Genomic DNA, 25,346 nt, shown 5'->3' on the forward strand with positions numbered 1-25,346 from the left:
GGATGCCGGCCTGTTTCAACGGCCTGCTTCCGGTCTTATCTGTTACTGATTGTTTATCGCTTTCTTCTAGCGCCGCCCTCGGCTACGTTCATCCTGGTGATGGCCTTGGAGATGGCAATCTGCGCCCTGGCGATCTCATCGGGATCGTGTTTGGTCTCATGGGTCAGCCAGTCTTCCGCCTTGGCCTTTTCACTGAGCACGCGATCCATGTCGATATCCTCCGACCACTCGGCGGCGTCCGTATAGATGATAATGCTGTCTTTCACATCAATAAATCCCCCGGCAATGGCCGCGATCCGACAATCATTATAACTTTTTCCTTGCTCCTGAATCCACAGTTCGCCGATGTCCAGCAGCTTGCAGGCCCAGGAATGGCCAGCCATAAAGCCTTCGTCGCCTTCCAGCGTTCTGGCGATCACCAGTTCCACTTTTCCCCGGTAAAATAGCTTTGACGGTGTAATGATTTCAAGTTTTACCGTTCTACTCATGGCTCTGTTCAAACCTTTCTACCACTTCATCAATGCCCCCTGCAAAGAGGAACATGGATTCCGGTATCTCATCATGTTTGCCTTCCAATATTTCTTTAAAGCCTCTGACCGTTTCCTTCAGCGGCAAATACTTGCCTGGGCTTCCGGTGAACTGTTCGGCTACGCTGAAAGGCTGAGAGAGAAATCTTTGAATCTTTCTGGCCCTGTTTACCACCAGCTTATCCGAATCGGACAATTCATCCATGCCCAGAATGGCGATAATATCCTGCAAATCCTTGTATCTTTGCAGCACTTCCTGGACGCCTCTGGCGGTATTGTAATGCTCTTCGCCCAGAATCAGCGGGTCCATGATTCTGGATGTTGACTCCAGTGGATCCACCGCCGGATAGATGCCCAGTTCTGTGATGGCACGGGACAGTACCGTAGTCGCATCCAGGTGGGCGAATGTCGTCGCCGGGGCCGGGTCGGTCAAGTCGTCCGCAGGCACGTAGATGGCCTGTACGGAAGTGATGGAACCTTTCTTTGTGGAAGTGATTCGTTCCTGTAAAGCGCCCATCTCAGTGGCCAGAGTGGGCTGATAGCCGACGGCCGACGGCACTCGTCCCAGCAGTGCCGATACCTCGGAACCAGCCTGAGTGAAACGGAAGATATTATCGATAAACAGAAGTACGTCCTGTCCTTCCTGATCTCTGAAATATTCCGCCATGGTGAGGCCGGTGAGCGCTACACGCATTCTGGCGCCCGGCGGCTCGTTCATCTGTCCGAATACCATGGCCGTATTGTTAATTACGCCGGATTCGATCATTTCGTAATAAAGGTCGTTGCCCTCTCTGGTACGTTCTCCCACGCCTGCGAAAACGGAAATTCCGCCGTGTTCCTTGGCGATATTATTGATCAGCTCCTGGATCAACACAGTTTTGCCTACGCCGGCGCCGCCGAAGAGACCTACCTTACCGCCTCTGGTATAAGGCGCGATCAGGTCGATAACCTTAATTCCGGTTTCGAAAATCTGCGCTGTCGTGTCCTGTTCGTCGAATTCCGGGGCCTGTCTGTGGATGGAAGAGCGAATGTCTGTGCCCACAGGACCTTTTTCATCGATGGTTTCTCCGATAACATTGAACATTCTGCCCAAAACTTCCTTGCCCACCGGTACGCTGATGGGCGCCCCGGTGTCTACCGCTTCCATGCCCCTTGTCAGGCCGTCCGTGGACGACAATGCGACACAACGCACAACGTCATCGCCGATATGCTGAGCTACCTCCGTAACAATGGTCTTTCCTTCGAACTCTATATTGATAGCGCTCAGCAGCTCCGGCATTTCCTCCGGGTCAAATTTTATATCGATAACAGGCCCAATGATCTGATGTATGATTCCTTTGCCCATATCTACCTCCTACTATTTCTGCGCTTCTGAGCCGGCAACAATCTCAATGATCTCATCGGTAATTGCCGATTGACGCGCTCTGTTGTAATACAGGGACAGGCTGTCCAGCATCTCCCTGGCATTGTCGGTGGCGTTTTCCATAGCCATACGCCTGGCGGCGTGCTCGCAGGTGGCCGATTCCACCACTGCGGCGTAGATCATCATTTCTACATATTTGGGAACCAGATAGTTGAATACGGCCTCCACCGACGGTTCGTATTCCACCGCTTTATCCAGCTTCATGATTTCCGGGTCATGCTCGATGTCAAAGGGCAGCAGGGTAACATTTTTTACTTCCTGCTCCAGGCTGCTGATAAAGGATGTGTAGATCAGCACTACTTCATCGATTTTCCCCTCGTTGTACATTTCAATGATCGGTTTACTCATCTTCTGCGTTTCCAGGAAGGAAATGCTTTCAGGCGGAGCCAGATATTCGCTGTAAATATCGTAACCCCGTTTTTCAAAGTATTCCTTGCCCTTGGTGCCAATAGCAACGATCATCGGTTTTTCCCAGTCCGCCAGAATCTCTTGTTCCGCCTCTTTGATGATATTGGTGTTGAACCCGCCGCAGAGGCCTTTGCAGCTGGTGACAATAATATAGCAGGTTGTTTTGATCTCTCTGTTCCCCAGAAGATACTGCTTGGGTACGTCGCTGCTGTTGTTAAAGATTTCGGCAATAGAATGGGTTATATAGTGAAAATTCTCATTGGTCTTTTCAAAGGTGGCCTTGGCTTTTCTCAGTTTTCCCGCAGACACCAGTTTCATGGCGTTGGTAATATGTTCGGTACTGTTGACGCTCTTGATACGCCGTTTTATGTCCTGCATACTGCTGGTCGCCATTTCCTCACCCCCTTCTTTTCAATAATTAATTGTTAACGCTCATTAAACGGCCAACCTGGTAAAGGATTCCTTGCAAAGCTTGATCCCCTCCTGCAGCTGCTTTTCCGCTTCTTCTTCCAGTTTTCCCGTGGCCTTGATGGATTTTCCAACCTCCGGATAGTGGGTATCCATGAACTCGTAAAGTTCTTTTTCGAATACCTTTACCTGATCAATTTCCAGATCAGCCAGGTAATTATTGATCGCCGCGTAGATGATCATAACCTGATGGGCTACCGGAATCGGCTGATACTGAGGCTGTTTGAGAATTTCCATCAGAATCAGGCCGTGGTCCAGCCTCTTTTTCGTGTCCGCGTCCACATCGGATCCGAACTGGGAAAAGTTGGCCAGTTCCCGGTATTGGGCCAGTTCCAGCTTAACCTTGCTGGAAACCTGTTTCATGGCTTTGATCTGGGCGTTTCCTCCTACACGGGATACGGAAATACCTGCGTTAACCGCCGGCCTCTGGCCGGTGAAGAACAGCTCCGTCTCCAGGAAGATCTGTCCGTCGGTGATGGAAATAACATTGGTCGGGATATATGCGGAAACGTCGCCGGCCTGGGTTTCGATGATGGGCAGCGCGGTAATGGACCCGCCGCCCAATTCGTCGGAAAGCCTCGCCGCCCGCTCCAGCAGTCTGCTGTGCAGGTAAAAAACATCCCCCGGATAAGCTTCTCTTCCCGGCGGCCTTCTCAGCAGCAGGGACATGGCTCTGTAGGCCACCGCATGTTTGGACAGATCGTCGTAGACAATGAGTACGTGCTTTCCCTGGTACATAAAGTGTTCCCCGATGGCGCATCCCGCATATGGTGCGATGTACTGCAGGGGAGCCACCTCCGAGGCTGTGGCCGAAACGACGATGGTATAGTCCATAGCGCCTTTATTTTCCAGTGTTTGTACCAGCTGGGCCACGGTAGACTGCTTCTGGCCGATAGCAACGTAGATACAAATCACGTCTTCTTCTTTTTGATTGATGATGGTGTCGATGGCAATGGCCGTTTTTCCAGTCTGCCGGTCACCGATGATCAGCTCTCTCTGGCCTTTTCCGATGGGGATCATGGAGTCGATGGCCTTAATCCCGGTCTGGAGAGGCTGGTTTACGGATTTTCTCTGCAATACGCCGGGTGCCGGGTATTCGATGGGTCTGTGCTCTACCGCGGTAATGGGCCCTTTGCCGTCGATTGGCTGCCCCAACGCATTGACAACGCGCCCGATCATCTCGGGACCCACCGGAACTTCTACCACTTTTCCAGTGGGCTTTACAATGTCGCCCTCTTTAATCTCTTTATCGGAACCCAGTATAACCGCGCCTACATTGTCTTCTTCCAGATTCAGCGCCATGCCGTAGGTATCTGCTGGGAATTCCAGCAGTTCACCCGCCATACACTTTTCCAATCCGTAGACTCTTGCAATACCGTCTCCGACCTGTATAACGGTTCCAAAATCAGATATTTCCAGCTGATTTTCGTAGTTCTTTATTTGTTCCTTTATGACAGCACTTATTTCCTCAGGTCGTAAGTTCATATGGCTATCTCCTCTCTGTTAAAGTAATTGATTCCCCAGATCCGCAAAGCGCTTGCGTATGGAAGCATCGATGATGCGACCGTCCACCAGGATCTTCACGCCCCCGATCAGCTTAGGATCGATCAAATTTTCCAGCCGGACTTTGTTCTTTATCAACCGGGACGTCTGTTCCTCGAATTTGGCAAGCTGCTCCGGTTTTAAAGGCACGACAGAATAGATACTGCCGTAGGCGTATCCTTCTTCATGGTCGATCATTTCTTTGTACGCTTTTACGATCTTCGGGAAATGCCGGGTCCTGCCTTTATCCACCAAAACATACAGCAGATTTAAAAGTTCCTTACAAATTTTTCCTTCAAAGACATTCTTAAGAACGTCTTTCTTTTCTCTGGCTGATATGGCCGGATAATTGACGAAGGCATAGAAATCCGGCTCCTGCTCAAAGATGCCAAGTATTTGGCATGCTTCATCCAGGATAAGATCTTTTTTACCCGTCTCTTCCGCAGCCTGAAACAGTGCGCTGCCGTAAGTCAGGTCAATTGTTAATTCTGCCATTGACTTGCACCTGCCTGTTCAATGATTTCATCTACGATCTGATCTTGGCCAATCTGCGCGATATCCCGTTCGACAATCTTTTCTGCGGCCAGGAGAGCCAATGCAGCCACCTGCTCTTTCATTTCTGCCAGAGCTTTCTGCCTTTCCCGCTCGATCTGTTTTTCTGCAGCCAGCATCATCTCATTGGCCTTATTATTGGCATCCTGAACGATTTCTGCTGCCTGGGCTTCCGCGCGGATCTTGGCTTCCTTGATAATCTCACGGCCTTCCCCTTCTATCTTGGCGATTTTCTTGTTATAGTTTTCCATCTTCTCATCGGCCTTGCGATTTACAGCCTCCGCGCTGTCATAAGCATCCTTGATGGAATTTTCTCTTGCTTCGACAAACTTGTGCACTTTTTCAAAGAAAAACTTTTTTAAAACAAGAAATAAGATGATGACGGTGATCCAGATCATGAGTAAGGTCCAGTTAAATTCTATCAGCCCCGTATATTGCATTTCTACACCTCCCCGTCAAGTTTATGTTTCACATTCATCTTATAGCATTCCAACCAGCGGATTGGCGAAAAGCAATACGATCGATACAACAAAGGCAAAGATCGTCGGAGTCTCTGCAACACCCTGACCTACCAGCATAGTCTTTAAAATATCTCCCTGCGCTTCCGGCTGTCTGGCAACGCCTTCAACGGCGCGTCCTGCCGCGTAGCCCTGTCCGATTCCTGTACCAATACCGCAGAACATAGCAAGTCCTGCTCCTAATGCTGACATTCCAAGTACAAATGCTTCCGGTGTAATTCCTGTCATTTTAAAAATCCTCCTTAAACTTTCATTTGATGATGCTTTATTATTCTCCCTTATGGGCACTGATCACAATTGCTTCCTGGGCAATATAGACCATGGATAACATGGTGAAAATGTACGCCTGCAGAACTGGCTCGAACATGTCGAAGAACGCATTGGCCGGCAGCGGCAGAATGGTGTCTAAAATCGGCAAGCTTACCAGTTTGTACGATAAGCTGGCCAGCCCGCTGTATACCAGCGACATAACGATCAGTCCGCCCAGGATATTCCCGAACAGTCGGAATCCCAGTGAAAGCGGTCTTGCCACTTCCTCAATGATCTTGATCGGAAACATCCATGCCATCGGTGAAGCAAGCTCTTTCAGTCTTCCAACCGGGCCCTGATAACGGATCGCTGTTATTTGAACCAATGCGAATGTGGTCAGCGCCAGCGCAAAAGTACAATTCAAATCCGTCGTTACCGGCCTGAAGCCGAAAAGTCCCAGCATATTGGAAATAAGCAGGAAAAAGAAAATCGTCCCCATATAGGGTGCGAACGCTTCGCCCACTTCCTTGCCCATGATTTGTTTTACCATGTCATAGGTCTTGGTCACGACCAGCTCCGCAACTACCTGCTTTCCTCTGGGGATCCGTTCCATCTTGCGGACGGACCACAGAGCCAGAACCAATATAATGACTGCGACAATGATGCCCCAGACAGCCGTCTCTGTCAGATAAAAGCTTCCATCACCAAATATGAATACCTTTTTGGGTCCCAGGTGAGCCAAATCATGCATAGTCACTCCTCCCTTCCGTAATATTCATCTTCCGCCTTCTTGTCCTCTTCCTCATACATGGCCTGGACCTCCGGGCGAATCTTACGCTCTGTATTAAATTTCGGCTTGATGGCGTAAAAATAATACATGGGCACTTTTAAAGTCAGAAAACCGATCAAACATGCGGCTCCGGCAGCATAGCTCCTGGTAATGGCGAAATAGAACACCACACAGTAGAGGGTCATTCTCACAAAGAAGCCCAGCGCCGAAGTTCCCTGATTCCCGCTTTTGAGCATCCGGTCCAGGGTGAATGCCAGAATATTAAAATTCACGATGGCGGTCGCCAGTCCTGCCAGCAGTCCTGTCAGGAAACCCAGGTCCCATCCCAAAATAAAAAAGGAAATCAGCTCGCACACCAGGGCGACTAAACTCCCATACAGAAATATCTGTTTTTTTAGTTTGTGGATATCATCCATTGTTGTCATAATTTCCCCTTCTGCTTTCTGATTTTAATAACTTTCTTGCCATAATACTATATTATAAACCTTTTCTTTCAAAAGTAAAGAATTGTTAAAAATTAACCAAATGTTTTTTGAAGAATAATGGTTCAAATCCGACAAATTCCAACATTTGTATCATTTTCTCACATGTGATAATTAAAAAAAAGCCCCTTCCCCTTAGGGGGAGGCTTTTTTTGTTTTCCATAAACTTGCCTATGAAGCCCTTCATTTTACAACTAATTTGCTGTATCATTGTCGCTTATATCCCGTATCACATTTTTAACCCATTTTTTTGAGAAAAAGCGTCTCGTTAATGCGATACCTTTGGCCACATCCTCCAATCTTACTGCTAAAACTGCAAAATAAATCGGCCATTTCAGCACCAGCGCTGTAAGAAAGGCTGTAGGCACGCCGATACACCAAACCGCCAAAACCTCAGCGAGCATCGCGTAACGGGTATCACCGCCGCATCGCAGTACACCGGTTATATTGGTAGCGTTGTAAATTCCCATCCACATGGTACAGCCATATACTACTAGAATCCAAAATGCATACTCTGCACCAGTCTGGGTAAAATCAAAGAGGCTCAGCAGGGGTTTTCCGCATAAAATCAAACCCGATCCCGCACAGATGCCGATGATCAAACTGATACGCACCAACTTCTTTGCCAGATAATAGGCATACTCCAGCTTGCCTTCTCCCAATTTCTGTCCGACAAGAATCAGGGTCGCGTCTCCCACGCTGAAGGCGGCCATCATAAACAGATTATTGATGGTATTGCAGGCCTGAACAGCAGCGCCCTCTGTTACGCCGATTCTGGCAAAGGCAGCGATATAAAGAGCTGTGCCCAACCCCCACATGGTTTCGTTTATCGTAGTAGGTATGGCATTTTTGATGATCTTTACCGCAAATTCCTTGTCAAAGTCAAAGAATTCTCTCAGCCTACCACCAATCAAGTTTTTGCGGCCGAAGATCACGATCAAGGTCAGCGACATTTCGATTGCCCGCGCGATCATAGTAGCAAGTGCAGCTCCTGTCACTCCCAATTTAGGAGCTCCCAAACTTCCAAAGATAAATAAGTAATTGAGAAAGGTATTGGTCAGGAAAGCTACTCCGCTGATGTACAGCGGCAGCTTGGTCTGCTGCGTAGCGCGCAGGGCCGCAGTCAAAGGTACGTTAATCGCTACAAATAGAAACGCAGGCGCCGCCATCCTTACATAGCCCACACCCAGGTCGATGACTTCCGGAAACCTGGTAAAGATACGCAGAACATAATGGGGGAAAAACATGGCTGCGGTGAAAAACAGAATACTGACACTCATCGCTACTGTTATGGCAAATCCCGCTGTCTTTCTTATGTTATGAAGGTCTTTTGCCCCAAAGAATTGGGCCATAAAGGTGGAGGATCCGCTGGTAAAGCCAAACATCACCATCCAATGAATAAAATAAATCTGCACGGAAACTCCAACTGCGTTGAGTTCCGCTTCACCCAGGCTGCCCACCATCAAGTTGTCCACCAGATTGAGGGAGGAACCGATCAAACTTTGCAGCGCGATCGGCAGAGCTACTACCGCCAGGGTCCTGTACAGCCCTTTTTGATCCGAATGGTTTAAATTCTCTTCTCTTCTTGACATTCTTTTCTTATTTTTTGTGTTTCTTTTCTTTCTCCTCTTCTTTTTTTATATTAACTGCATTGAGCTCAATCCTTTTGTTGCTGGTATCGGAAAGAAGCACATACAGCAGCATAACGACAATCGCCAATAACCCCAGGCATTCCACCATCATATGGCCTCTGCTGTAGAGGACTGCAATTACCCCCATGATTCCGCTGATGCAGTACATGATCATCACTGAACGTCTTTGGCCGAATCCTGCCCGCATAATTCGATGATGGAGATGTTCTTTATCTGCCACTATGATGGACTGCCTGCGGATTATCCGCCGCAGAATCGCAAAAGCAGTATCAAAGATCGGCAGCCCCAGTACCAGAGCAGGAATGGCAACCGCTACTACCGTAGCGCTTTTGACCGGCTGGATCAAAGAAAAGGTTGCCAGACAAAACCCCAGGAACTGCGAGCCTCCGTCTCCCATAAAAATCTTGGCCGGGTGAAAATTGTAGGGCAGAAATCCCAACGCTCCTCCGGCTACAGCAAGCATTGCCGTCGCCGCTACGTAGTGGCCGTGGATATAGCCGGCATAGGCAATACAGAGGGAAGCAATGGCTGCAATTCCTGCCGCCAGTCCATCCAATCCATCGACCAGGTTGACCGCATTGGTGATACCGACGATCCACAAGATGGTTACCAGAAAAGCCGGAACGCTGGAAAAAAGCAGATCCTCTCCGCCAAGAAAATCATTGATAAAGTCCAGCCGGATTCCTGATGCGTAAACAATACAAGCGCAGACTACTTGTCCCAGAAGTTTCAGTTTGGGATTGATATCCCGCAAGTCATCGATCACGCCAAACAAATAGATTAAGGCTCCTCCGATAAGAATTCCTTCCACCGTCTTGCCCGGAATGAAGGCGGGCATGATAAAGATCAGCGTCGAAGCCATGACTCCAATGAAGATCGCCATCCCGCCGAAGCGAGGAATTGGTTTAACGTGAACTCTTCTCTCGTCCTTGGGTATGTCCATGGCTCCGATTTTGGGCGCCAGCCAAATGGCCAGAGGCGTAAACGCCAGTGCCAGGACAAGTGATGTGAGAAACGCTGCCCATAGTATAAAAAAGTTAAACTCCACTGTTACTGGTCTCCTAACATTACGATTTTCAATCCCGCTTCCGCCAGAATATCCACGGACATTTGGTCCGGATAGCCTTCTTTGACGACGATTCTGCGGATTCCCGCATTGATGATCATCTTGGCGCAAATCATGCAGGGCTGATTAGTTATGTATATGGTCGCGCCCTCAATGCTGTGGCCCAGCGTGGCTGCCTGAATAATGGCATTTTGTTCTGCATGCAGGGCTCTGCAAAGCTCGTGCCTTTCTCCCGAAGGGATCCCAAGCTGCTGGCGCAGACAGCCCCCTTCCCGCTGGCTGCAGTGTTCCAGGCCGCGGGGCGCGCCGTTATATCCTGTAGCGATTATATGTTTTTCCTGAACGATCACAGCTCCCACCTGTCTGCGCAGGCAAGTGGAACGCTTTGCTGTGAGTTCAGCCATTTCCATGAAATATTCATCCCATCCCGGGCGTTCATTCATCATATCCTGGTACCTCCTGTAATTCATAATAAATCTCTCCCAGATAGAGCCCTTGCGGCGGCGCCGTATGGCCCGCATTTTGGCGGTCCTTGCTTTCAATGATGGAAGCTACGGCCGTGGGAGGTATCTTTCCCATTCCGACTTCCACCAAGGTTCCTGTTATGATCCGCACCATGTTGTAGAGAAACCCGTCTCCAGTCACCCATATTTGGATATCGCTGCCTGCCTGGCGCAATTCCAACTTGTAGATGGTGCGTACCGTAGTTTCCCGCTCTGTGCCGCCAGATGCTTGAAAGCATTGGAAGTCATGGGTACCTGTAATTTGCTCGGCAGCCAGCTTCATGGCTGGCAAATCCAGGGGCCTGGGAATTTGATAGCAGTAATTTCGTTGAAACACGTCCATATTTTCCGAATTGCGGATTTTATAAATATAAGTCTTTCCTTTGGCATCGAAACGGGCGTGAAAGTTCATTGGCTTTTCACAGACGTCCGTAACGCGGATGGGTCCAGCAGCCATCTTTCCCCGCATACCGCCTGCCAGCCTGTGATTGACGGCCAGCGCCAAGCGTTCTGTCGGTATTCCAAATTCACCCTTCAGGGTGGCTCTCTGTCCGTAGGCGTGGACGCCGGCATCGGTCCTGCTGGTCCCGTCGATGCGGATCTCTTTGCCGCACACTGCCGATAAGGCCGATTCCAGGGTACCTTGTACCGTCGGCCGTCCCGGCTGTCTCTGCCACCCGGAAAAATGGGTCCCGTCGTATTCAATGGTAAGAAGCAGGTTTCTTTCCATGGGAATACCTACTTCTTGGGCAGAAGGATCTGTTTATTATCCTTTGATTCCCTGTAAAGTACGAATTTGCGGCCGATTGCTTGTACAAATTCTGCATTCAGCTCCTGGGCCAGCTGGTTTGCCACCTCTTTCGGCGACAGGCTGCAGCCTTCCTGGAGTTTGACTTTCACCAGCTCTCTGGATTCAAATCCGTTTTCCATTTCTTTTTTTATATTTTCTGTTAGCCCGCTTTTCCCCAAAAAAACCGTCGGCTCAAGTTCGTGGGCCAGCTTTTTGAGAAAGCTTCTTTGTTTGCTTGTAATCATCTCTTATCCTCTCTTGCTATATCTTTACTGATGGACTGGACCGGATGCCGCAGATCTCATCAGAATGAGAACTTTATCCCTTCTATTATATATGAATTCTGCGTTTTTACAACAGCGGCCAGATAATTACTGTATAAAAAATGGCGCTGCCGCAGATATACGGACCCAAGGGCAGCATGTCGGTGCGTTTGATTTTCCGCCTGATCAGAAGGAAGGAGAAAACCCCGGCACTGCTGAAAGCAGTCAGGACCAGCACAGCCAATGTGCCTTTAAATCCCAATGCCAGACCCAGGGCTGCAAACAGCTTGACATCTCCCAAACCGAGAGACTCCTTTTTGAAAATCAGTTTTCCAAAAAGGGCGGAAAGGAGCATCACGCCGCTGCCCAAAAGCGCGCCCCAAAGCGGCTCAAGAAAGGTTTGGTGAAAGGGAATAAAGCCCAGTGCGGAAATCGCCGTCAATAGGACAAACTGATCAGGAATAATTCCGTATTTTTTATCGGCCAATGCGATCTCCAGGAGTGCCCAGCAAAGAACAACTGCCGCCAAGGAAAGCACCCAATCAAAAAAAGCCAGCCTGAGCAAACCGGCTGTAAAAAAGCCGGAATAAATCCATTTCCATGGAAATCCTTTTATCCTTTGAAGATACGGATCTTTCAGTTTTTCATCCGGTTCCTCACCATAATCACAAAGCCACTTGGCCGGAATCTTATTAAAAATGTACACAACGGCATGCCCGGCCAGGATTCCAATTGTTACTGAGTAACAAACCGTTCCCGCCAAAACGACAAGATTCGACACGCATTTTCCTCCCTTCCTCTGCATTTTTCTTCTATTCTACCAATTTCGACAAAACACCACAACATTTTTTACGAATAGCTCACAAATTGTCGTAAATGTGTTGTGGATTTTTGTCTATTTTCACTATAAAATCTACTTAAATAGCAATTTAAGGAGAGAATTGGGGGTAATTTGATTTATGAAAAAAAATGATACGGTTATAACCACGATAACCTGCGTTGGATCCATATTTATCATTAACATTATCATTTTGCTGTTCCTGCACAACCGGGATTTGAGTACAGGGATGGCTATCTTATTGGAGAATTCGCTGGTTTTTTTTGGATTACTGCTGGTCACGATGTTCGTTGCGGAATCCATAAGAATCAAAAAAATTAAGGGGTCTATCAGCTATTACAATGATTTTTCTAACAGCATATTAAAGCACGCGGAAAATGGGATTGCAGTGCTGGACGAATTCAATCGCTTTGAGTTTGTCAGCTGTCGTTTCAGAGAGTTCATGGAGCTTGAGGAGGTTTCTCTGATTGGGCATAATGCCGCGGAATATCTTCCCAAGAGCATCTATCAATTTTTAATGGAATACCGGCTCGTCCCTTATTTGGAATCCAGAGAGCCGGTGAGACAAACATTGCAATTTAAGGATTCCTATTTTGAAGCATCCGCCTTTACAATTTTTGACAAAGAAGAGCAGGCAAAATGTGTTCTAACTATTTATGACCATACAAAGCAAGTAGTGATGGAGCAGCAGCTGATTGATCAGCTTGAAGAAGTGCAGTTCCATATCGAGGCAAAGGAATCTCTCCTGGCAAATGTTTCTCATGAGCTGAAAACGCCTCTCAATGCGATTACAGGCCTTAGTCACATTTTGGAGGAATCAGATCTGGATGATCGTCAGAAAGAAATCGTCTCCAAGATCAATACGTCTTCCGATTATCTGCTCACTTTAATTAATGATGTACTGGACTTTTCAAAGTTGAAAAACGGTACGATCAGTTTGGAGCCTTCCCATTTCTGCTTGCTGGATCTTTTAAAGGATTTGGAACAGATGTTTCAGCCCGTGGCTTCCCAAAAAGGAATTCATTTGCTGACCAATTACGGATTCGACTCTGAGCTGTGTTTAAACCTGGACCGGCTCCGGATGGAACAGGTCATGGTCAACTTAATTAATAACGCCTGTAAGTTCACGGATGCAGGATATGTCCGCATTAACGTATCGGTTTTAAAAGAATTCCAGGATACGATCACACTGAAAATCGCTGTAGAGGATACAGGCATCGGCATTGATCCTCAAGATCTTTCAGGCATTTTTACAGAGTTTTATCAGGCAGAGGGCCATTTGACGAAAATGCACTCGGGTGCAGGGCTGGGTCTGCCTATTTGCAAGCACTTGGTTGAACATATGGGCGGCTCTTTATGGGCTGAGAGCAAAAAGGGGATGGGATCCACATTTTGCTTTACAATCACTGCGCCCAAGTACTATAGCGCCGAAGAAAAAAACACGTCGCTGGTACCGGTCTTGCAAGGTCATGGAGAAAACATTCTCGTTGTAGAGGATACTCCCATAAACTACGAAGTCGTTGAAGATCTTCTCACTCGTGTAAATCTGACCTGTGAGCATGCAGCTTCCGGCCTGGAAGCGCTCAATATGTGTGAACAATCGGGAGACGAATATTACAGCGTCATTCTAATGGACATTCATATGCCAATTATGAATGGGTATGAGACCGCCCGCAAACTGAAAGAAATGGGCATAACCGCGCCAATCATCGCTCTTACTGCAACAAATATGGATAAGGAGATACAAATGCGTTACAAAGATTTATTCCACGATTTTATACTGAAACCGTTCAAATACACCCAGCTTTACAGCGCCCTGCGTCCTTATATCGAGGATGCCCCCGTCGGAGGAAAGACAAGACTTCAGGAGGATCCTTTTGCCGGCAGGGATCAAGCCATTGAAAATCTCGGCGGCAGCACCGCCCTTTACGAAAAGCATCTGTCTCGCTTTAAAAAGAACTATGCCCAGGCCTGCGATACGCTGGAAGACCACTTAACTTCCGGCCACAGGGATAAAGCAAAAATTTTAGCCCATTCCATTAAGGGACTGGCCGGGACATTAGGACTTACTTATTTGGCACGCTCTGCCGAGGTATTGGAAAGCGCTATCAACAATGGTGCTGAAAATCTTTCTCCTCAGGTCACAGTCTTTCGGGACAAGCTGGAGCAGGTGATTAATCAATAATCGGTGATCAAGGGATCGAACAAAGCATGCTGCGGCATGCAAGACGTCAAAGGGTTCTTGGATATATTGTTGCTTTTTGTCCATGAGGCAGGCGTTTTGCTGGTGTAGCGTGGATGGTGGTTGACCGAAATAAAATCAGACTATTTTTTGCCTAATTGGTGTAAATTTTTTTAGGTGCGCGGACTCAAAATCGCCCAAAGTCCGCGCTTTGGGCGATTTTTACAACGTCCGGTTCAGAAAGTTAAATCAAATTAAAGTTTCTCTTTTGACCCGCTTCTTTTAGCATTCTTCCATCTTGATAATCGATACTTCGTAAGCGACTTTCACACTTACATTTCCTTCTTCATCCCGTTTTTTGTATTCTCTGCTCTGTATCCTTCCCTCAATGGCCAGCTTGCATCCTACGTCCAGTTCTCCGCCGTATGCAGCATTTCGGCCCCAAGCAATACATGGTATGTAATCGGATTTATTATACATACGGTTAACTGCTAGCATTAAATCACAAATTTCCCGCCCAAGAGGCGAGGTCCTTCTCACCGGTTTTTTGCACACAAATCCTTCCAAATAAATTCGATTTTCATGAGGAGTCTCCGCCTCAAGTACTTCTACTTCCCTGACAAAAACTACAACATTCAATCGATTTTTTCCTTCGCACTCCTGGTTATAAGTGCGTACCTGTCCGGAGACTTTTACAGTCTGACCCGGCGTAAGGGACATGCTGCCGATAAGACGTTCAGATACCATTAGTCTGATATCGTCCTCATAACCGCTTTTTCGCACCACTCCCAGCAGTGCCACATAAAAAGCTTCTCCATACGTTTTGTGGCTGAATTCCAGTTCCGACAGGACCTTCCCCACCAGCTGCGCGCTGTTTCCTTCCAGAATCTTTTCCATAAAAATCCCCCTAAAGCAAAGTATCTATGATAAACACATCATCTTAACACGGCATTGCCGCAAGGTTGCGTCTCAATAAAAGATGCCCCGGCGTGGTTCGCATCTTATAGAATATATTGCCTTTTGGGGGGAATTATTACTCGAAATCTAGCTTCATCACTTCGGGATGACAGGTTTTTCCGTATTGTGGACAGGTCAGACACTCAAAAAAATTCGGTGCTTCCTCCCTGGGAACGGTTTTGAATCCGTACTTTCGAAAAAATTCCGGAGCGCGGGCGACCAAGTAGATACAGCGCCCCCCTTGTGATAAAGTTTCTTCTACCGCTTTATCCAGCAGAATCTTGCCGATCTTGAGTTTACGGTAAATCTTTTCCACTGCGATTCCATCGATGATGAATTCACCTTCCCTCTTGGCCAGAACCAGCGCAGCTACCAGATGCTCGTCCTTTCCGTGGGTTACCTGCCAGCATTTGACCAGGTCAGTAGGCACCGGCTCTTCTTCTGAAAACTCCAGCTCGTTTTCGATGAAAAAGGGCACTAATTTTTCATAATCCTTGGTTTCGGACATTACAATATTAATCATCTATAAATCATCCTCCTCTGTAAAAATTTTCAGCCGGTTATGGAGAAGACCGAAATTAAGCGGGAACTTTTCTCCTTGTTCGCCGTCGATATCTGTAGAAACATCGTCGTCCGACTCCAATCGCAGCTCTGCTGTTTTGAAGGTCAAGACGTGTTTGTTTTTGGAATGGTTGCCGTGTATCACATTGAACAGCAGAGGTCCCAGTTCAATAATCGGCATTTTACGGAATAGGATTACATCCATCAAGCCGTCATTAATCTCGGATTCCGGTGAAATCTTTTTAAAGCCGCCGGCAGATATCCCGTTCATAACCACCATAAAATACATCTCCTCTTCATAGGTTTCATCCGGCGTGATCAGCCGCACTTTATGCGCCCGCAGATTGGGCACCTCAGTAACCGCTTTTAGATAATAGGCCATGACTCCGATGGTGTTTTTCAAATTGGGATCCGTTTTCTGGCTCACATCGATCAGAGCGCCCATGGCCGCCACATTGATAAAATGCCGGTCGTTGACCTTTCCCACATCAGCGTTGGTAAAATGGTTCCCCAGAGCGATGTCCACCATACCGTCAATATCGGTAGGGATTTCAAAATAGTAAGCAAAATCATTGGCCGTTCCCGCAGGGAAGATCGCCAGCGGCAGATGGATATCGTGACGGATCATAGCATTGACACAAATATTAATAGTACCGTCGCCGCCGGCAGCGATGATCTGCCGGTATTCATCCACGTTCATTGTCGCCAGCGCCCGATCGATTGCCATCCCTTTGGCTGCACGCACTGGTACAATCTGATATCCGGCCGTCTGGAAGCGATCGATAATATAATCCAAATTATTTTTAAATAGTCCGTTTCCCGAATTCGGGTTATAAAAGAGTAATACTTTTTCAGCTTTTTCTTGGCACATTAGTTAAACAGCCCCCTTATTTCTCCTATTAAATACAACGATCCGGCAATCAGAACCACTTCCGGATCAAATGGCGCTTCTGCTGCCATACGGTATGCTTCTTTTGCATTCGATGCTACTTTGCAGACCGCGCCTTTTTTGTCCAGCAGCTGCCGAAGGTCCTCTGCAGGCATTTTCCTCGGATTGTCCGGCTCTGTTACCACGAACTGATCGGTAATCTGACAGAGCTCATCGGTAATTTGATCCGTCTCTTTATCTGCCAGCATGCCGGTGACCACGACGATCCGTCGCTGAGGAAAACAAGCTTTCACCGTTTCTTTAAGCGCTGCCGCCCCCGCCTGGTTGTGGGCGCCGTCGAGAACGACACAAGGGTCGCCGTCCAGAACTTCAAATCGTCCCGGCTGTCTGGCACAAAGCAGTCCTTGGTATAATTTGTCACGGCTTACTTTTATTATACCCTTTTTTCTGAGAATCTCCAAGGCGATCAAAGCAGTTTTCGCATTTTCAATCTGATGTCTGCCTGCCATGCCGATGCGGACGCCGCTGTAGTCGGTTCCATAAATCTCTATGTCAAAGGCATATCCTGACAGAGATTGTTCCCGGATCCCATACGTTAGCTTTGCAGCATCGTAAAGGACCGCGCCTTTTTCATAGGCTCTTTTGGCGATAACCCGCGCCGCCTGCTTTTGCTCCACATTGGAAACCACCGGCACGCCGGTTTTGATGATGCCGGCCTTTTCGCCGGCGATTTCTTCCAGGGTATTTCCCAGCCGATCCATATGGTCGTAGGAAATAGAAGTAATGATGCTGATCAACGGGTTTTCCACCACGTTGGTAGAATCGCCGCTCCCTCCCAGCCCCACTTCCAGAATTACAAAATCAGCCTTCCGCCCTGCAAAATACAAGAAGGCTATGGCTGTCACCACTTCGAACTCAGTCGGCGAATCCAGGCCTTCCCGCACCATTTCTTCTGCTTTTTCCATCACCTGATCGGTGTATTGGTCCAGCTCCCGGTCGGATATAAATGCGCCGTCCAATTGAATCCGCTCGTGGAAGCTTTGAATGAAAGGGGAGGTGTAAAGCCCCACCTTATATCCGTTGGCCGCAAGCGCCTCGTAGATAAACTTGCATACGGAACCTTTTCCGTTGGTCCCGGCCACATGGATGACCCGCAGAGGCTTGTGCGGGTCTCCCAATTTTTTTAGCAGCACGTTCATCCGTTCCAACCCCAGGACGCTTCCGAACCGGTCAAACTGGTGTATCTTTTTTATTGCATCCATTGCTGCTACCTATCTCCTTAAAACTTTCCTTCCACCATTGCCAGCCGGTCACAAACCTTGGCCAGCATGTCTTCATATTTTGCTAATTTTTCTTTTTCCGCGTTGACTACTTTTTCCGGAGCTTTCTTTATAAAACCTTCGTTGGAAAGCTTGCCCGTAAGCCGCTTTACTTCCCCTTCCAGTCTCGTCTTTTCCTTTGTAAGCCGTTCGAATTCTGCTTTATAATCCACCAGATCATCCAGCGGGACGAAGATTTCCGCGCCTGTGATTACAGCGGACATAACCTCCTCGGGTACCTCATCCTTGCTCTGGGTAAAGGTGATCTGGGTAATGTTGGCCAGGTTTCTAATATACCGTTCGCCGGCTTTTACTGTATCCAGCTGCTGTCCCTGTGCCAGGATGACGGCGCTCAGCTTTCTGCTGGGTGCTGCGTCGGCTTCGGCGCGGATGTTACGGATGCTGCGGATGGCGTCCATGGCCATCTCCAGCTTCTTCACTTCTTCTTTATAGGTCAGGGCCTCATCGTATACGGGCCAGCGTTCTTTAATTAGGAAATTGTGCGGGTTATCTTCGGCCGACTGATCCTTTGGCAGGAATCCCCAAATTTCTTCCGTAATATATGGCATGAACGGGTGGAGCATGCGCAGCATGTCTTTCAGCGCCCGCACCAGCACGCAGCGGGCCGTTTCTTTATCTGCTTCATCGTCCCCATAGAGCCGCCCCTTTACGATTTCGATATACCAGTCGCAGTATTCATTCCAGATCAACTCGTAAACCCGCTGTCCGGCCAGAGCCAGGTCGAATTTTTCCATGGTTTCCGTCACGTATTTTGCCGCGTCGTTCACTCTGGAAAGGAGCCATTTATCTTCATCCTGCAGTCCGTTGTTCTTCATGGTTTTAAAGTTGCCGTCCTCATCCTGCAGGTTCATGATTACGAATCTGCTGGCGTTCCACAGCTTGTTGGCAAAGTTTCTGGAGCTTTCCAGCTTGTCCTCTTTAAAACGCATGTCATTGCCCGGCGTAATGCCGGTGGTGAGCATGAACCTGAGGGCGTCCGCTCCGTACTGGTCGATGATCTCCAGGGGGTCGATGCCGTTGCCCAGGGATTTGCTCATCTTGCGGCCTTCTCCATCCCGCACCAGGCCGTGGACATAAACATATTTGAACGGTGATTCGCCCGTTGTTTCCAGGGCGGAAAATACCATGCGCACAACCCAGAAGAAGATGATATCATAGCCCGTCACCAAAACGTCGGTGGGATAAAAATACTTGAGGTCCTCAGTTTCTTCCGGCCACCCCAGGGTGGAGAAGGGCCACAGAGCCGACGAGAACCAGGTGTCCAGCACGTCTTCGTCCTGCTTGAGATTGGTGCTGCCGCATTTACTGCATTTGTCCGGCGCCGACTCAGCTACGATGATCTCGCCGCAATCCTGGCAGTACCAGGCCGGAATCCGGTGTCCCCACCACAGCTGGCGGGAAATGCACCAGTCCCGAATCTCTTCCAGCCAGTGGAGATAAGTTTTTTCAAAGCGTTCCGGCACATGGATCAGCTTGCCGGTTTTGGCAGCTTCGATGGCCGGTTTTGCCAATTCTTCCATGGCTACGAACCACTGGTCCGACAGCATGGGCTCGATGGTAGTTCCGCAGCGGTAGCAGCCGCCTACCGGAATTACCTTTTCTTCTATTTTTACCAGATAACCGGCTTCTTTCAGGTCGGCTACCCAGGCTTTTCTGCATTCATATCGGTCCATGCCTTCGTATTTTCCGGCCAGGCTGTTCATGGTGGCATTTTCGTTTATGCAGCAGATGCTTTCCAGATTGTTTCGCTGTCCCACTTCAAAGTCGTTGGCGTCGTGGGCCGGGGTGATCTTCACGGCTCCGGTTCCCTTTTCCGGATCCGGGTATGGGTCAGCGATAACGGGAATTTCTTTTCCAACCAGCGGCAGAATCACGTTCTTTCCCACAAGGTCTTTGTATCGCTCATCATCCGGATGCACAGCAATGGCCACGTCGCCGAACATGGTCTCCGGTCTGGATGTGGCAACTACTACTCCTTCGCCGCCGTCAGCCGCCGGATAGCGGAAATACCAGTAGCTGCCGTTTTTATCTTCGTGTTCTACTTCGGCGTCAGACAGGGAGGTTCCGCATTCCGGACACCAGTTGATGAGCCGGTTTCCTCTGTAAATGTATCCTTTTTCGTAGAGCTTGACAAAGAAGTGGTTTACCGCTTTGTTACATCCTTCATCCATGGTGAAGCGTTCTCTGCTCCAGTCGCAGGAGTCGCCCAGCTTTCTGCACTGCTTGGTGATCTTGCCGCCGTAAATGCGCTTCCAGTCCCAAGCTCTCTTGAGAAAGGCTTCTCTGCCGATCTCTTCTTTTTCAACGCCTTCTTCTTCTCGCAGCTTTTCTACGACTTTTACTTCTGTGGCAATGCTGGCGTGGTCGCTGCCGGGAAGCCACAGAGCGCTATAGCCCTGGAGCCGTTTGAAGCGGGTCAGTACGTCCTGAAGGGTTTGGTCTAGGGCATGTCCCATGTGCAGCTGTCCGGTAATGTTGGGCGGCGGCATCACGATTGTGAATGGTTTCTTGCCCGGATCCCTTTCTGCTTTAAAGGCTCCGCTCTCTTCCCACATGGCGTAGATGCGGTCCTCAAAATCCTTTGGATTATATGTCTTTGCCAGGTTTTTCTCCATTTCTTTCTTCTCCTTTTATTTGTAATGAATTTGCAAGCTGCGCCCGCATTTGTCTCAATCTATTGCTTGCGCCGGCGGCCTCGGCGGCCTGCCAGGGCCTGTTTTCAGTTTTTTTGCCGATTTCTATTCGAAATGGGCAAAATCCGGGTGCATGTCCATATATAAATGGAATTTTTCTCAAATTCGCTCTTTCGCAAGCTACTAGTTTGCAGTGCGTGACGCATTTATTGGCGAAAGTTTGCGCTAACCATCCGTAAAATGCTCGGCAGTGGGCCCATTTTCGCTGAAAACGGCCAAATTTATATGGACTTTGGTTTCAAAAAGGCACATTTCGAATAGAAATTGCATTATTTTTTGTTTTTGGCAGCCTCGGCGGCCGGGCCGGGTGCTGGGTGCTGGGAAAATTTAGTTAAAGTTCGTAATTTTTACGCAAAGTTGTGGGTTCGCTAAGCCTTATCTTGATAAGCAGCGTGTTTGGCCGCTGATCAGCCAATTTGAGGGGGCTCAATCGTTGAAAAAAGCGTAAATTTTTAAAGCTTTTTTCGTTTTTTACCCAACCTGCCCAAAAACTAATAATAAAAAAACCGCCCTTCAAGCTCTAAAGGACGGAAATTCCGCGGTACCACCTTTATTCCGCAGCCTGTTAAGGCGCGGCCCTCATTTGCCGGCACGAAGACTCCAAAGCAACCTTCAGAAAACGTTTCCCTTAAAGATCTTTCAGCCGCGGATCTTCTCTCTGTTAAGGACTATTTCCCTACTCCTCTTTTTCACTGCCTTCTATTTTATTGCATAGAACTAGTTTAACGGATTTACGGAATTTGTCAAGAGGAGATTTCCCCATGCTGCAAAGGTTTCGCCAAGTAAGCCGCCACATTTCCGGACACCTCTGTTTCCAGCAGGCGCCACCTGTTACAGCTGCGCATAAACTTCATTATAAAAGCAAGGTCCTTGGAACTCTTCATCATAGGCCGTAAGCAAGAAGTGGCACAAGAGCTCTTTGGGCTTTGAATAAAGCCGGGCGATATTTCGGACATGGGGCTCAATGTAAGGCCGCAGAGACTCAATCTTGTATGGAAACACCAGCTCTTTTGCGGGAGCTTTGAGCAAAAAAACGACATAGCTGGCATCGGTCCTGCCTTTTTGCAGCAGAACTTTTCCATACGAAAAATCTTTGGGCACAGAAAAACCGTATTCCAATGTCTCTTGATCTCCGGTTAAAGAAATCATCGCCACAAATTCGGTCAAAAGGGGTTTGCCATACTTGATGAGCGCCTCTTTATCATTGGGCGTGGAAACGATCTTTTCCATTCCCAGTTCGCTCTCTGAGTAGGGGCGCATGGCCAATTCCTGTATCCGATCGAGGACCGCCCGACGCTTTTCGATTCTGGTGCGCATGGCCTGGAGCTTTTCTATTTCTTCCTGGATCCGCAGGTCGGATGCCCGAAGGGTCTGCTCGATTTGCGAAAAATCCATGGAATACAAGTCTTCCAGCTCACTTTTGTTCCATCCCAGATTATGATAAATATCCATATCGCAGACATAGGATAAGTCATCAAAGAAAAACTCTTTGTAATTGTTGCCATCGTTTCGTTGAAGATGGATTAAGCCCTGCCGTTCCCAGTAGCGCAATGTGGTAATGGGAATATCAAACATTTTGCTTACTTCTTTAAGCGAAAAGGGATAACTCATATTCTTACCTCTCCCCTATAATTTGGGCATTTTAGGTCTAATGGATGCAAAGTTTCTATTATTTTATCCCAAGCAAAATTTATTGTCAATTACGTGATTTTTTATCAAAAAAACACCCCTTTTATCTTTTAAATTTCGACGCCTCTTAAAACGCAAAAAATTTAAAATATTCTGTTGACTTGACACCAGGTGTCAGGATTATTTTATAAATAGAAAGCTTCCTGACCAAAGTGATGGGAAAAGTTCAGGAGCCTGCGGTTCTTATCATCCATGGGCCGGCGGGCGCAAGAAAGGAGATCCATTTATGAAACATGCTGATTTAATTTTGAAAAACGGAGTTATCCAGACCATGGTCGGTGATACGACAGCAGAGGCAGTTGCTGTGATCGGTGGCGAAATCGTTTATGTAGGCGGCAATGCCGGCGTCGAAAGCTATTTGGGCGCAGATACTAAATTGATCGATCTGGACGGCAAATACGTTACGCCGGGGTTTATCGACGGCCATACCCATGAGGTCATGTCTTTAATCGATGCGGATACGACCTTGAGCTTTGAAAACATCCCGCCCTCAATGGAAGCATACACAGAGGCTTTTCAAGCCTTTGTCGATGCCCATCCGGACAATCCCATGTATTACGGCGACGGCTTGGATATCAATGCCTTTCCCGACGGGGCCGTCACCAATGAGTGGCTGAATAAAATCTGCCCCGATAAACCGGTGTCCATTACGGACATGTCCCGCCACGCGTCTTTGCTCAACGCAAAGGCCATGGAAATGATCGGCCTGGACAGCACCACGCCCGTTCCCAGCGGCGCCAATATTTACAAATATGAAAACGGCGAGCCGACGGGCTTTATTGTCGATGGCATTTCTCTCATGGAAAATCTGCCTCAGCGGGAGCATACAAAGAAAAAATTCCACGATGCCTTCCTCAAGTTCCAGGAAGAATGCAGCTCCTTCGGCATCACCGGAATCGATGTGGCCGCAGCAACGATTCAGGACACGGAAGCCTGGGAAGTGTACAACCAGATGGAAAAGGACGGCGAATTAAAGCTGAGAGTCAATTCCACCGCAATGAATTTTGAAGAGCGAAATGTGGATGCATCCGTGGCCAAGGAATACATCAGCAGGCTGGATGAATATCAATCCTTTAATTCGGATTTTCAGAAGATTTCCCAGGCCAAGGTGGTCTTTGACGGAGTTCCCGAGGGCAAGAGCGCGCTGCTCCTGGAACCGTATGCGCCGGAGGCCGGTGAAGCCGCGGACTTTAAGGGCGATGCCTACAGCGACCCTGAAAGCCTCAAAGAATTTACAGCTCTTCTCAACGGGGCAGGCTATCAGGTGCAAATCCATGCCATGGGCGATGGCGCAGTGCGCTGTGCCCTGGATGCCTTTGCGTATTCGCGCAAGGTTAACGGAGACAAGGATTTTCGTAACATGATCGCCCATGTTACCCTTATTACGGAAAGTGATATGCAGCGAATGGCGGATTTGAAGGTTATTGGGACCATGCAGCCGCTGTGGTGGTATTACGATCCTAATTTCTCGCCTCTGGAGGAAATGATGTTCGGCACCGAGCGGTTTGAGCGGGAATATCATATTCGCGATATGATGGATGCGGGCATCAAAATCACAGGCTCCATGGACTATCCGGTGCAGCCTGACTACCGTCCCCTCAGCGGGATCGAGGTAGGCGTGACCCAGTGCTCCCCATATCCGGGGGAAAAGGATGATCCCAAGTATACGAGAAATCCCAAGCAGGGGGTTACCGCCAGGGAAATGTTGGAGTGCTATACAATCAACGGCGCCTATGAAATGAAGATGGAGGACATGATCGGCTCCATCCAGGTAGGTAAGAAAGCGGATATGGTGGTGCTGGAACAGAACATTTTGACCTGCGATCCCAAGACCATCGCCCAGACGAAAGTCTGCTGTACGATTATGAATGGAGATATTGTATATCAGTGTTGAGATTGCAGATGGGTATGAAGCAGTGGTGGTGTGGCTCGGCCCAAATTTCATATTTCCGGAAAAAAATGAAAATAAATTCTAGTTTTTACGCAGTTTTCAACGATTATACCCTCTCAAAATCAGCCAGAAGCACCAAAACCTGCTTCTTCTCAAGATCAGGCCCCGCAAATCCACAACTTTGCGTAAAAACTAAAACTTTTCAATAAAATTTTCCCGGCCCGGATCAATCGGACTCGACTAGCGCGCTTCGACATTCTGCCGAAAAAGGGGCTGAGCGCATTCATCTCTCATTTGAATGCGCTCAGCCCCAATTTATTCCTGCTGTTTCTTAGTCAGCCATGTACGTTTCTTTCAGTTCATTAATCTTTTCGTTGAAAGCGACAGCTCTTTTCTGCTGCAGCATCTGCTGCGCGATCTCGTTCTTAGCTTCGTCAAAGGTCTTTGTTCCCGGAGCATTCTTCTGTTCAACCTTAATCAGATGATAACCGAATTGGGTTTTGACCGGTCCGACCACTTTGCCGATTTCCGCAGCAAATGCGGCATCTTCAAACTCTTTGACCATCTGGCCTTTTCCGAATTCACCCAGATCTCCGCCCTTCTCTTTGGACGGGCAGGATGAATACTTTCCGGCAGCATCCTCAAAGGTGGCTTCCTGGTTTTCGATGGCCTGGTAAATCTCATTTCCTTTTTCTTCCGAATCAACGAGGATGTGTTTTGCCTGCAAGGTTTCACCTTTTACAAATTTTTCTTCGTTTGCATCAAAAAAGGCTTTTGCTTCCTCTTCCGATACGGACACGCTCTCCAGAACCCTGGTCATGGCCATCTGGGATAAAACCTCTTTTTTCAGGCTGGACATGATGGTTTTGAACTCATCCGTCTCATCTATCTTTTCGTCCTCGCCCATCTTGGCGAACAGCTTTGATGCGATGAACTGCTCCATAAGCTGCTCTCTTGCCTGGGGCTGAGACGCATACGCCCTCTGCTCCTGGGGGATCTTCTGCAGAAACTCGTTAAAATCCGCCTGAGTAAGTTCTTCTCCTGCGACAACTGCCAATACTTCCTGACTCATA

Annotated in this window: 24 protein-coding genes; 2 read left to right on the plus strand and 22 right to left on the minus strand. The window is 48.2% G+C overall.

All coding sequences use genetic code 11. The annotated features are described in order from the left end of the window. Nucleotides 1-53: 53 nt before the first annotated feature. The 15 genes from atpC to LG211_RS18345 all read right to left on the minus strand — a co-directional run bounded on the left by atpC (nt 54) and on the right by LG211_RS18345 (nt 12,014). Nucleotides 54-488: an ATP synthase F1 subunit epsilon gene (gene atpC / locus LG211_RS18275; protein ID WP_148396932.1), complete on the minus strand. Its 435-nt coding sequence runs from the start codon at nt 486-488 to the stop codon at nt 54-56. Beyond that, nucleotides 481-1,872 carry a F0F1 ATP synthase subunit beta gene (gene atpD / locus LG211_RS18280; protein ID WP_148396933.1) on the minus strand — a complete coding sequence of 464 codons (1,392 nt, stop codon included), beginning with the start codon at nt 1,870-1,872 and terminating at the stop codon, nt 481-483. The genes atpC and atpD overlap by 8 nt, the downstream gene beginning before the upstream one ends. A 12-nt stretch (nt 1,873-1,884) precedes the next feature. After that, the gene (gene atpG, locus LG211_RS18285; RefSeq protein WP_148396934.1) at nt 1,885-2,751 is read right to left on the minus strand and encodes an ATP synthase F1 subunit gamma; all 867 of its coding nucleotides are present in this window, start codon (nt 2,749-2,751) and stop codon (nt 1,885-1,887) included. 42 nt (nt 2,752-2,793) lie between these two features. After that, nucleotides 2,794-4,311: a F0F1 ATP synthase subunit alpha gene (atpA, locus tag LG211_RS18290; RefSeq protein ID WP_148396935.1), complete on the minus strand. Its 1,518-nt coding sequence runs from the start codon at nt 4,309-4,311 to the stop codon at nt 2,794-2,796. A gap of 18 nt (nt 4,312-4,329) precedes the next feature. Continuing rightward, complete coding sequence (gene atpH / locus LG211_RS18295) at nt 4,330-4,863, minus strand: ATP synthase F1 subunit delta (protein ID WP_253020334.1); 534 nt, start codon at nt 4,861-4,863, stop codon at nt 4,330-4,332. After that, nucleotides 4,851-5,360 (minus strand): F0F1 ATP synthase subunit B, encoded by a 510-nt coding sequence (atpF, locus tag LG211_RS18300; RefSeq protein WP_148396937.1) that lies wholly within the window; start codon nt 5,358-5,360, stop codon nt 4,851-4,853. The genes atpH and atpF overlap by 13 nt, the downstream gene beginning before the upstream one ends. 39 nt (nt 5,361-5,399) lie before the next feature. Next, nucleotides 5,400-5,666 (minus strand): ATP synthase F0 subunit C, encoded by a 267-nt coding sequence (gene atpE, locus LG211_RS18305; RefSeq protein WP_148396938.1) that lies wholly within the window; start codon nt 5,664-5,666, stop codon nt 5,400-5,402. Between the two features lie 40 nt (nt 5,667-5,706). Beyond that, nucleotides 5,707-6,438, minus strand: a complete 732-nt coding sequence (gene atpB / locus LG211_RS18310; RefSeq protein WP_148396939.1) for a F0F1 ATP synthase subunit A — start codon at nt 6,436-6,438, stop codon at nt 5,707-5,709. A 2-nt stretch (nt 6,439-6,440) separates the two neighbouring features. After that, the gene (locus LG211_RS18315) at nt 6,441-6,902 is read right to left on the minus strand and encodes an ATP synthase subunit I (RefSeq protein WP_269478161.1); all 462 of its coding nucleotides are present in this window, start codon (nt 6,900-6,902) and stop codon (nt 6,441-6,443) included. A 251-nt stretch (nt 6,903-7,153) separates the two neighbouring features. Continuing rightward, nucleotides 7,154-8,551, minus strand: coding sequence for an MATE family efflux transporter (locus LG211_RS18320; RefSeq protein WP_269478162.1), 1,398 nt, complete (start codon nt 8,549-8,551; stop codon nt 7,154-7,156). Between the two features lie 7 nt (nt 8,552-8,558). Beyond that, on the minus strand, nt 8,559-9,659 hold the full coding sequence (locus LG211_RS18325; protein WP_148396942.1) for an MraY family glycosyltransferase: 1,101 nt from the start codon (nt 9,657-9,659) through the stop codon (nt 8,559-8,561). A 2-nt stretch (nt 9,660-9,661) separates the two neighbouring features. Beyond that, nucleotides 9,662-10,123, minus strand: coding sequence for a deoxycytidylate deaminase (locus LG211_RS18330; RefSeq protein ID WP_148396943.1), 462 nt, complete (start codon nt 10,121-10,123; stop codon nt 9,662-9,664). Next, a complete protein-coding gene (gene truA / locus LG211_RS18335) occupies nt 10,113-10,910 on the minus strand; it encodes a tRNA pseudouridine(38-40) synthase TruA (protein WP_269478163.1) in 798 nt (265 codons plus the stop codon). The genes LG211_RS18330 and truA overlap by 11 nt, the downstream gene beginning before the upstream one ends. 8 nt (nt 10,911-10,918) lie before the next feature. Continuing rightward, nucleotides 10,919-11,215 carry a ribosome assembly RNA-binding protein YhbY gene (gene yhbY / locus LG211_RS18340; protein WP_148396945.1) on the minus strand — a complete coding sequence of 99 codons (297 nt, stop codon included), beginning with the start codon at nt 11,213-11,215 and terminating at the stop codon, nt 10,919-10,921. A 106-nt stretch (nt 11,216-11,321) separates the two neighbouring features. Further along, complete coding sequence (locus tag LG211_RS18345; RefSeq protein ID WP_227755561.1) at nt 11,322-12,014, minus strand: prepilin peptidase; 693 nt, start codon at nt 12,012-12,014, stop codon at nt 11,322-11,324. A 178-nt stretch (nt 12,015-12,192) separates the two neighbouring features. Here LG211_RS18345 and LG211_RS18350 point away from each other — a divergent pair, with 178 nt between their 5' ends. Continuing rightward, nucleotides 12,193-14,256 carry an ATP-binding protein gene (locus LG211_RS18350; protein WP_253020336.1) on the plus strand — a complete coding sequence of 688 codons (2,064 nt, stop codon included), beginning with the start codon at nt 12,193-12,195 and terminating at the stop codon, nt 14,254-14,256. A 279-nt stretch (nt 14,257-14,535) separates the two neighbouring features. On the opposite strand, the gene LG211_RS18355 is transcribed toward LG211_RS18350, so the two are convergent. The 6 genes from LG211_RS18355 to LG211_RS18380 form a co-directional block, all read right to left on the minus strand. After that, nucleotides 14,536-15,150: a single-stranded DNA-binding protein gene (locus tag LG211_RS18355; protein ID WP_148396948.1), complete on the minus strand. Its 615-nt coding sequence runs from the start codon at nt 15,148-15,150 to the stop codon at nt 14,536-14,538. A 136-nt stretch (nt 15,151-15,286) separates the two neighbouring features. Then, the gene (locus LG211_RS18360; protein ID WP_148396949.1) at nt 15,287-15,733 is read right to left on the minus strand and encodes a GNAT family N-acetyltransferase; all 447 of its coding nucleotides are present in this window, start codon (nt 15,731-15,733) and stop codon (nt 15,287-15,289) included. Further along, nucleotides 15,734-16,642 (minus strand): YegS/Rv2252/BmrU family lipid kinase, encoded by a 909-nt coding sequence (locus tag LG211_RS18365; protein ID WP_148396950.1) that lies wholly within the window; start codon nt 16,640-16,642, stop codon nt 15,734-15,736. Next, the gene (locus tag LG211_RS18370) at nt 16,642-17,922 is read right to left on the minus strand and encodes a bifunctional folylpolyglutamate synthase/dihydrofolate synthase (RefSeq protein WP_269478164.1); all 1,281 of its coding nucleotides are present in this window, start codon (nt 17,920-17,922) and stop codon (nt 16,642-16,644) included. Before LG211_RS18370 ends, LG211_RS18365 begins: the two co-directional genes overlap by 1 nt. Before the next feature lie 17 nt (nt 17,923-17,939). After that, a complete protein-coding gene (locus LG211_RS18375) occupies nt 17,940-20,615 on the minus strand; it encodes a valine--tRNA ligase (RefSeq protein ID WP_269478165.1) in 2,676 nt (891 codons plus the stop codon). 909 nt (nt 20,616-21,524) lie between these two features. Further along, on the minus strand, nt 21,525-22,304 hold the full coding sequence (locus tag LG211_RS18380) for a helix-turn-helix domain-containing protein (protein WP_269478166.1): 780 nt from the start codon (nt 22,302-22,304) through the stop codon (nt 21,525-21,527). Between the two features lie 304 nt (nt 22,305-22,608). On the opposite strand from LG211_RS18380, the gene LG211_RS18385 reads away from it, so the two are divergent. After that, nucleotides 22,609-24,276: an amidohydrolase gene (locus LG211_RS18385; RefSeq protein WP_269478167.1), complete on the plus strand. Its 1,668-nt coding sequence runs from the start codon at nt 22,609-22,611 to the stop codon at nt 24,274-24,276. Nucleotides 24,277-24,604: 328 nt separating this feature from the next. On the opposite strand, the gene LG211_RS18390 is transcribed toward LG211_RS18385, so the two are convergent. Next, a complete protein-coding gene (locus LG211_RS18390; protein WP_269478168.1) occupies nt 24,605-25,345 on the minus strand; it encodes a peptidylprolyl isomerase in 741 nt (246 codons plus the stop codon). Nucleotide 25,346 lies beyond the last annotated feature (1 nt).

Source organism: Hominibacterium faecale, from assembly GCF_020734085.1.
In the GTDB taxonomy this organism is placed as follows: Bacteria; Bacillota; Clostridia; order Peptostreptococcales; family Anaerovoracaceae; genus Hominibacterium; species Hominibacterium faecale.

What these genes read in the sequence shown, in the direction of transcription:
- atpC (WP_148396932.1), bottom strand. Translation starts at nt 488, where the DNA reads ATGAGTAGAACGGTAAAACTTGAAATCATTACACCGTCAAAGCTATTT.
- atpD (WP_148396933.1), bottom strand. Translation starts at nt 1,872, where the DNA reads ATGGGCAAAGGAATCATACATCAGATCATTGGGCCTGTTATCGATATA.
- atpG (WP_148396934.1), bottom strand. Translation starts at nt 2,751, where the DNA reads ATGGCGACCAGCAGTATGCAGGACATAAAACGGCGTATCAAGAGCGTC.
- atpA (WP_148396935.1), bottom strand. Translation starts at nt 4,311, where the DNA reads ATGAACTTACGACCTGAGGAAATAAGTGCTGTCATAAAGGAACAAATA.
- atpH (WP_253020334.1), bottom strand. Translation starts at nt 4,863, where the DNA reads ATGGCAGAATTAACAATTGACCTGACTTACGGCAGCGCACTGTTTCAG.
- atpF (WP_148396937.1), bottom strand. Translation starts at nt 5,360, where the DNA reads ATGCAATATACGGGGCTGATAGAATTTAACTGGACCTTACTCATGATC.
- atpE (WP_148396938.1), bottom strand. Translation starts at nt 5,666, where the DNA reads ATGACAGGAATTACACCGGAAGCATTTGTACTTGGAATGTCAGCATTA.
- atpB (WP_148396939.1), bottom strand. Translation starts at nt 6,438, where the DNA reads ATGCATGATTTGGCTCACCTGGGACCCAAAAAGGTATTCATATTTGGT.
- LG211_RS18315 (WP_269478161.1), bottom strand. Translation starts at nt 6,902, where the DNA reads ATGACAACAATGGATGATATCCACAAACTAAAAAAACAGATATTTCTG.
- LG211_RS18320 (WP_269478162.1), bottom strand. Translation starts at nt 8,551, where the DNA reads ATGTCAAGAAGAGAAGAGAATTTAAACCATTCGGATCAAAAAGGGCTG.
- LG211_RS18330 (WP_148396943.1), bottom strand. Translation starts at nt 10,123, where the DNA reads ATGATGAATGAACGCCCGGGATGGGATGAATATTTCATGGAAATGGCT.
- truA (WP_269478163.1), bottom strand. Translation starts at nt 10,910, where the DNA reads ATGGAAAGAAACCTGCTTCTTACCATTGAATACGACGGGACCCATTTT.
- yhbY (WP_148396945.1), bottom strand. Translation starts at nt 11,215, where the DNA reads ATGATTACAAGCAAACAAAGAAGCTTTCTCAAAAAGCTGGCCCACGAA.
- LG211_RS18350 (WP_253020336.1), top strand. Translation starts at nt 12,193, where the DNA reads ATGAAAAAAAATGATACGGTTATAACCACGATAACCTGCGTTGGATCC.
- LG211_RS18355 (WP_148396948.1), bottom strand. Translation starts at nt 15,150, where the DNA reads ATGGAAAAGATTCTGGAAGGAAACAGCGCGCAGCTGGTGGGGAAGGTC.
- LG211_RS18360 (WP_148396949.1), bottom strand. Translation starts at nt 15,733, where the DNA reads ATGATTAATATTGTAATGTCCGAAACCAAGGATTATGAAAAATTAGTG.
- LG211_RS18365 (WP_148396950.1), bottom strand. Translation starts at nt 16,642, where the DNA reads ATGTGCCAAGAAAAAGCTGAAAAAGTATTACTCTTTTATAACCCGAAT.
- LG211_RS18370 (WP_269478164.1), bottom strand. Translation starts at nt 17,922, where the DNA reads ATGGATGCAATAAAAAAGATACACCAGTTTGACCGGTTCGGAAGCGTC.
- LG211_RS18375 (WP_269478165.1), bottom strand. Translation starts at nt 20,615, where the DNA reads ATGGAGAAAAACCTGGCAAAGACATATAATCCAAAGGATTTTGAGGAC.
- LG211_RS18380 (WP_269478166.1), bottom strand. Translation starts at nt 22,304, where the DNA reads ATGAGTTATCCCTTTTCGCTTAAAGAAGTAAGCAAAATGTTTGATATT.
- LG211_RS18385 (WP_269478167.1), top strand. Translation starts at nt 22,609, where the DNA reads ATGAAACATGCTGATTTAATTTTGAAAAACGGAGTTATCCAGACCATG.
- LG211_RS18390 (WP_269478168.1), bottom strand. Translation starts at nt 25,345, where the DNA reads ATGAGTCAGGAAGTATTGGCAGTTGTCGCAGGAGAAGAACTTACTCAG.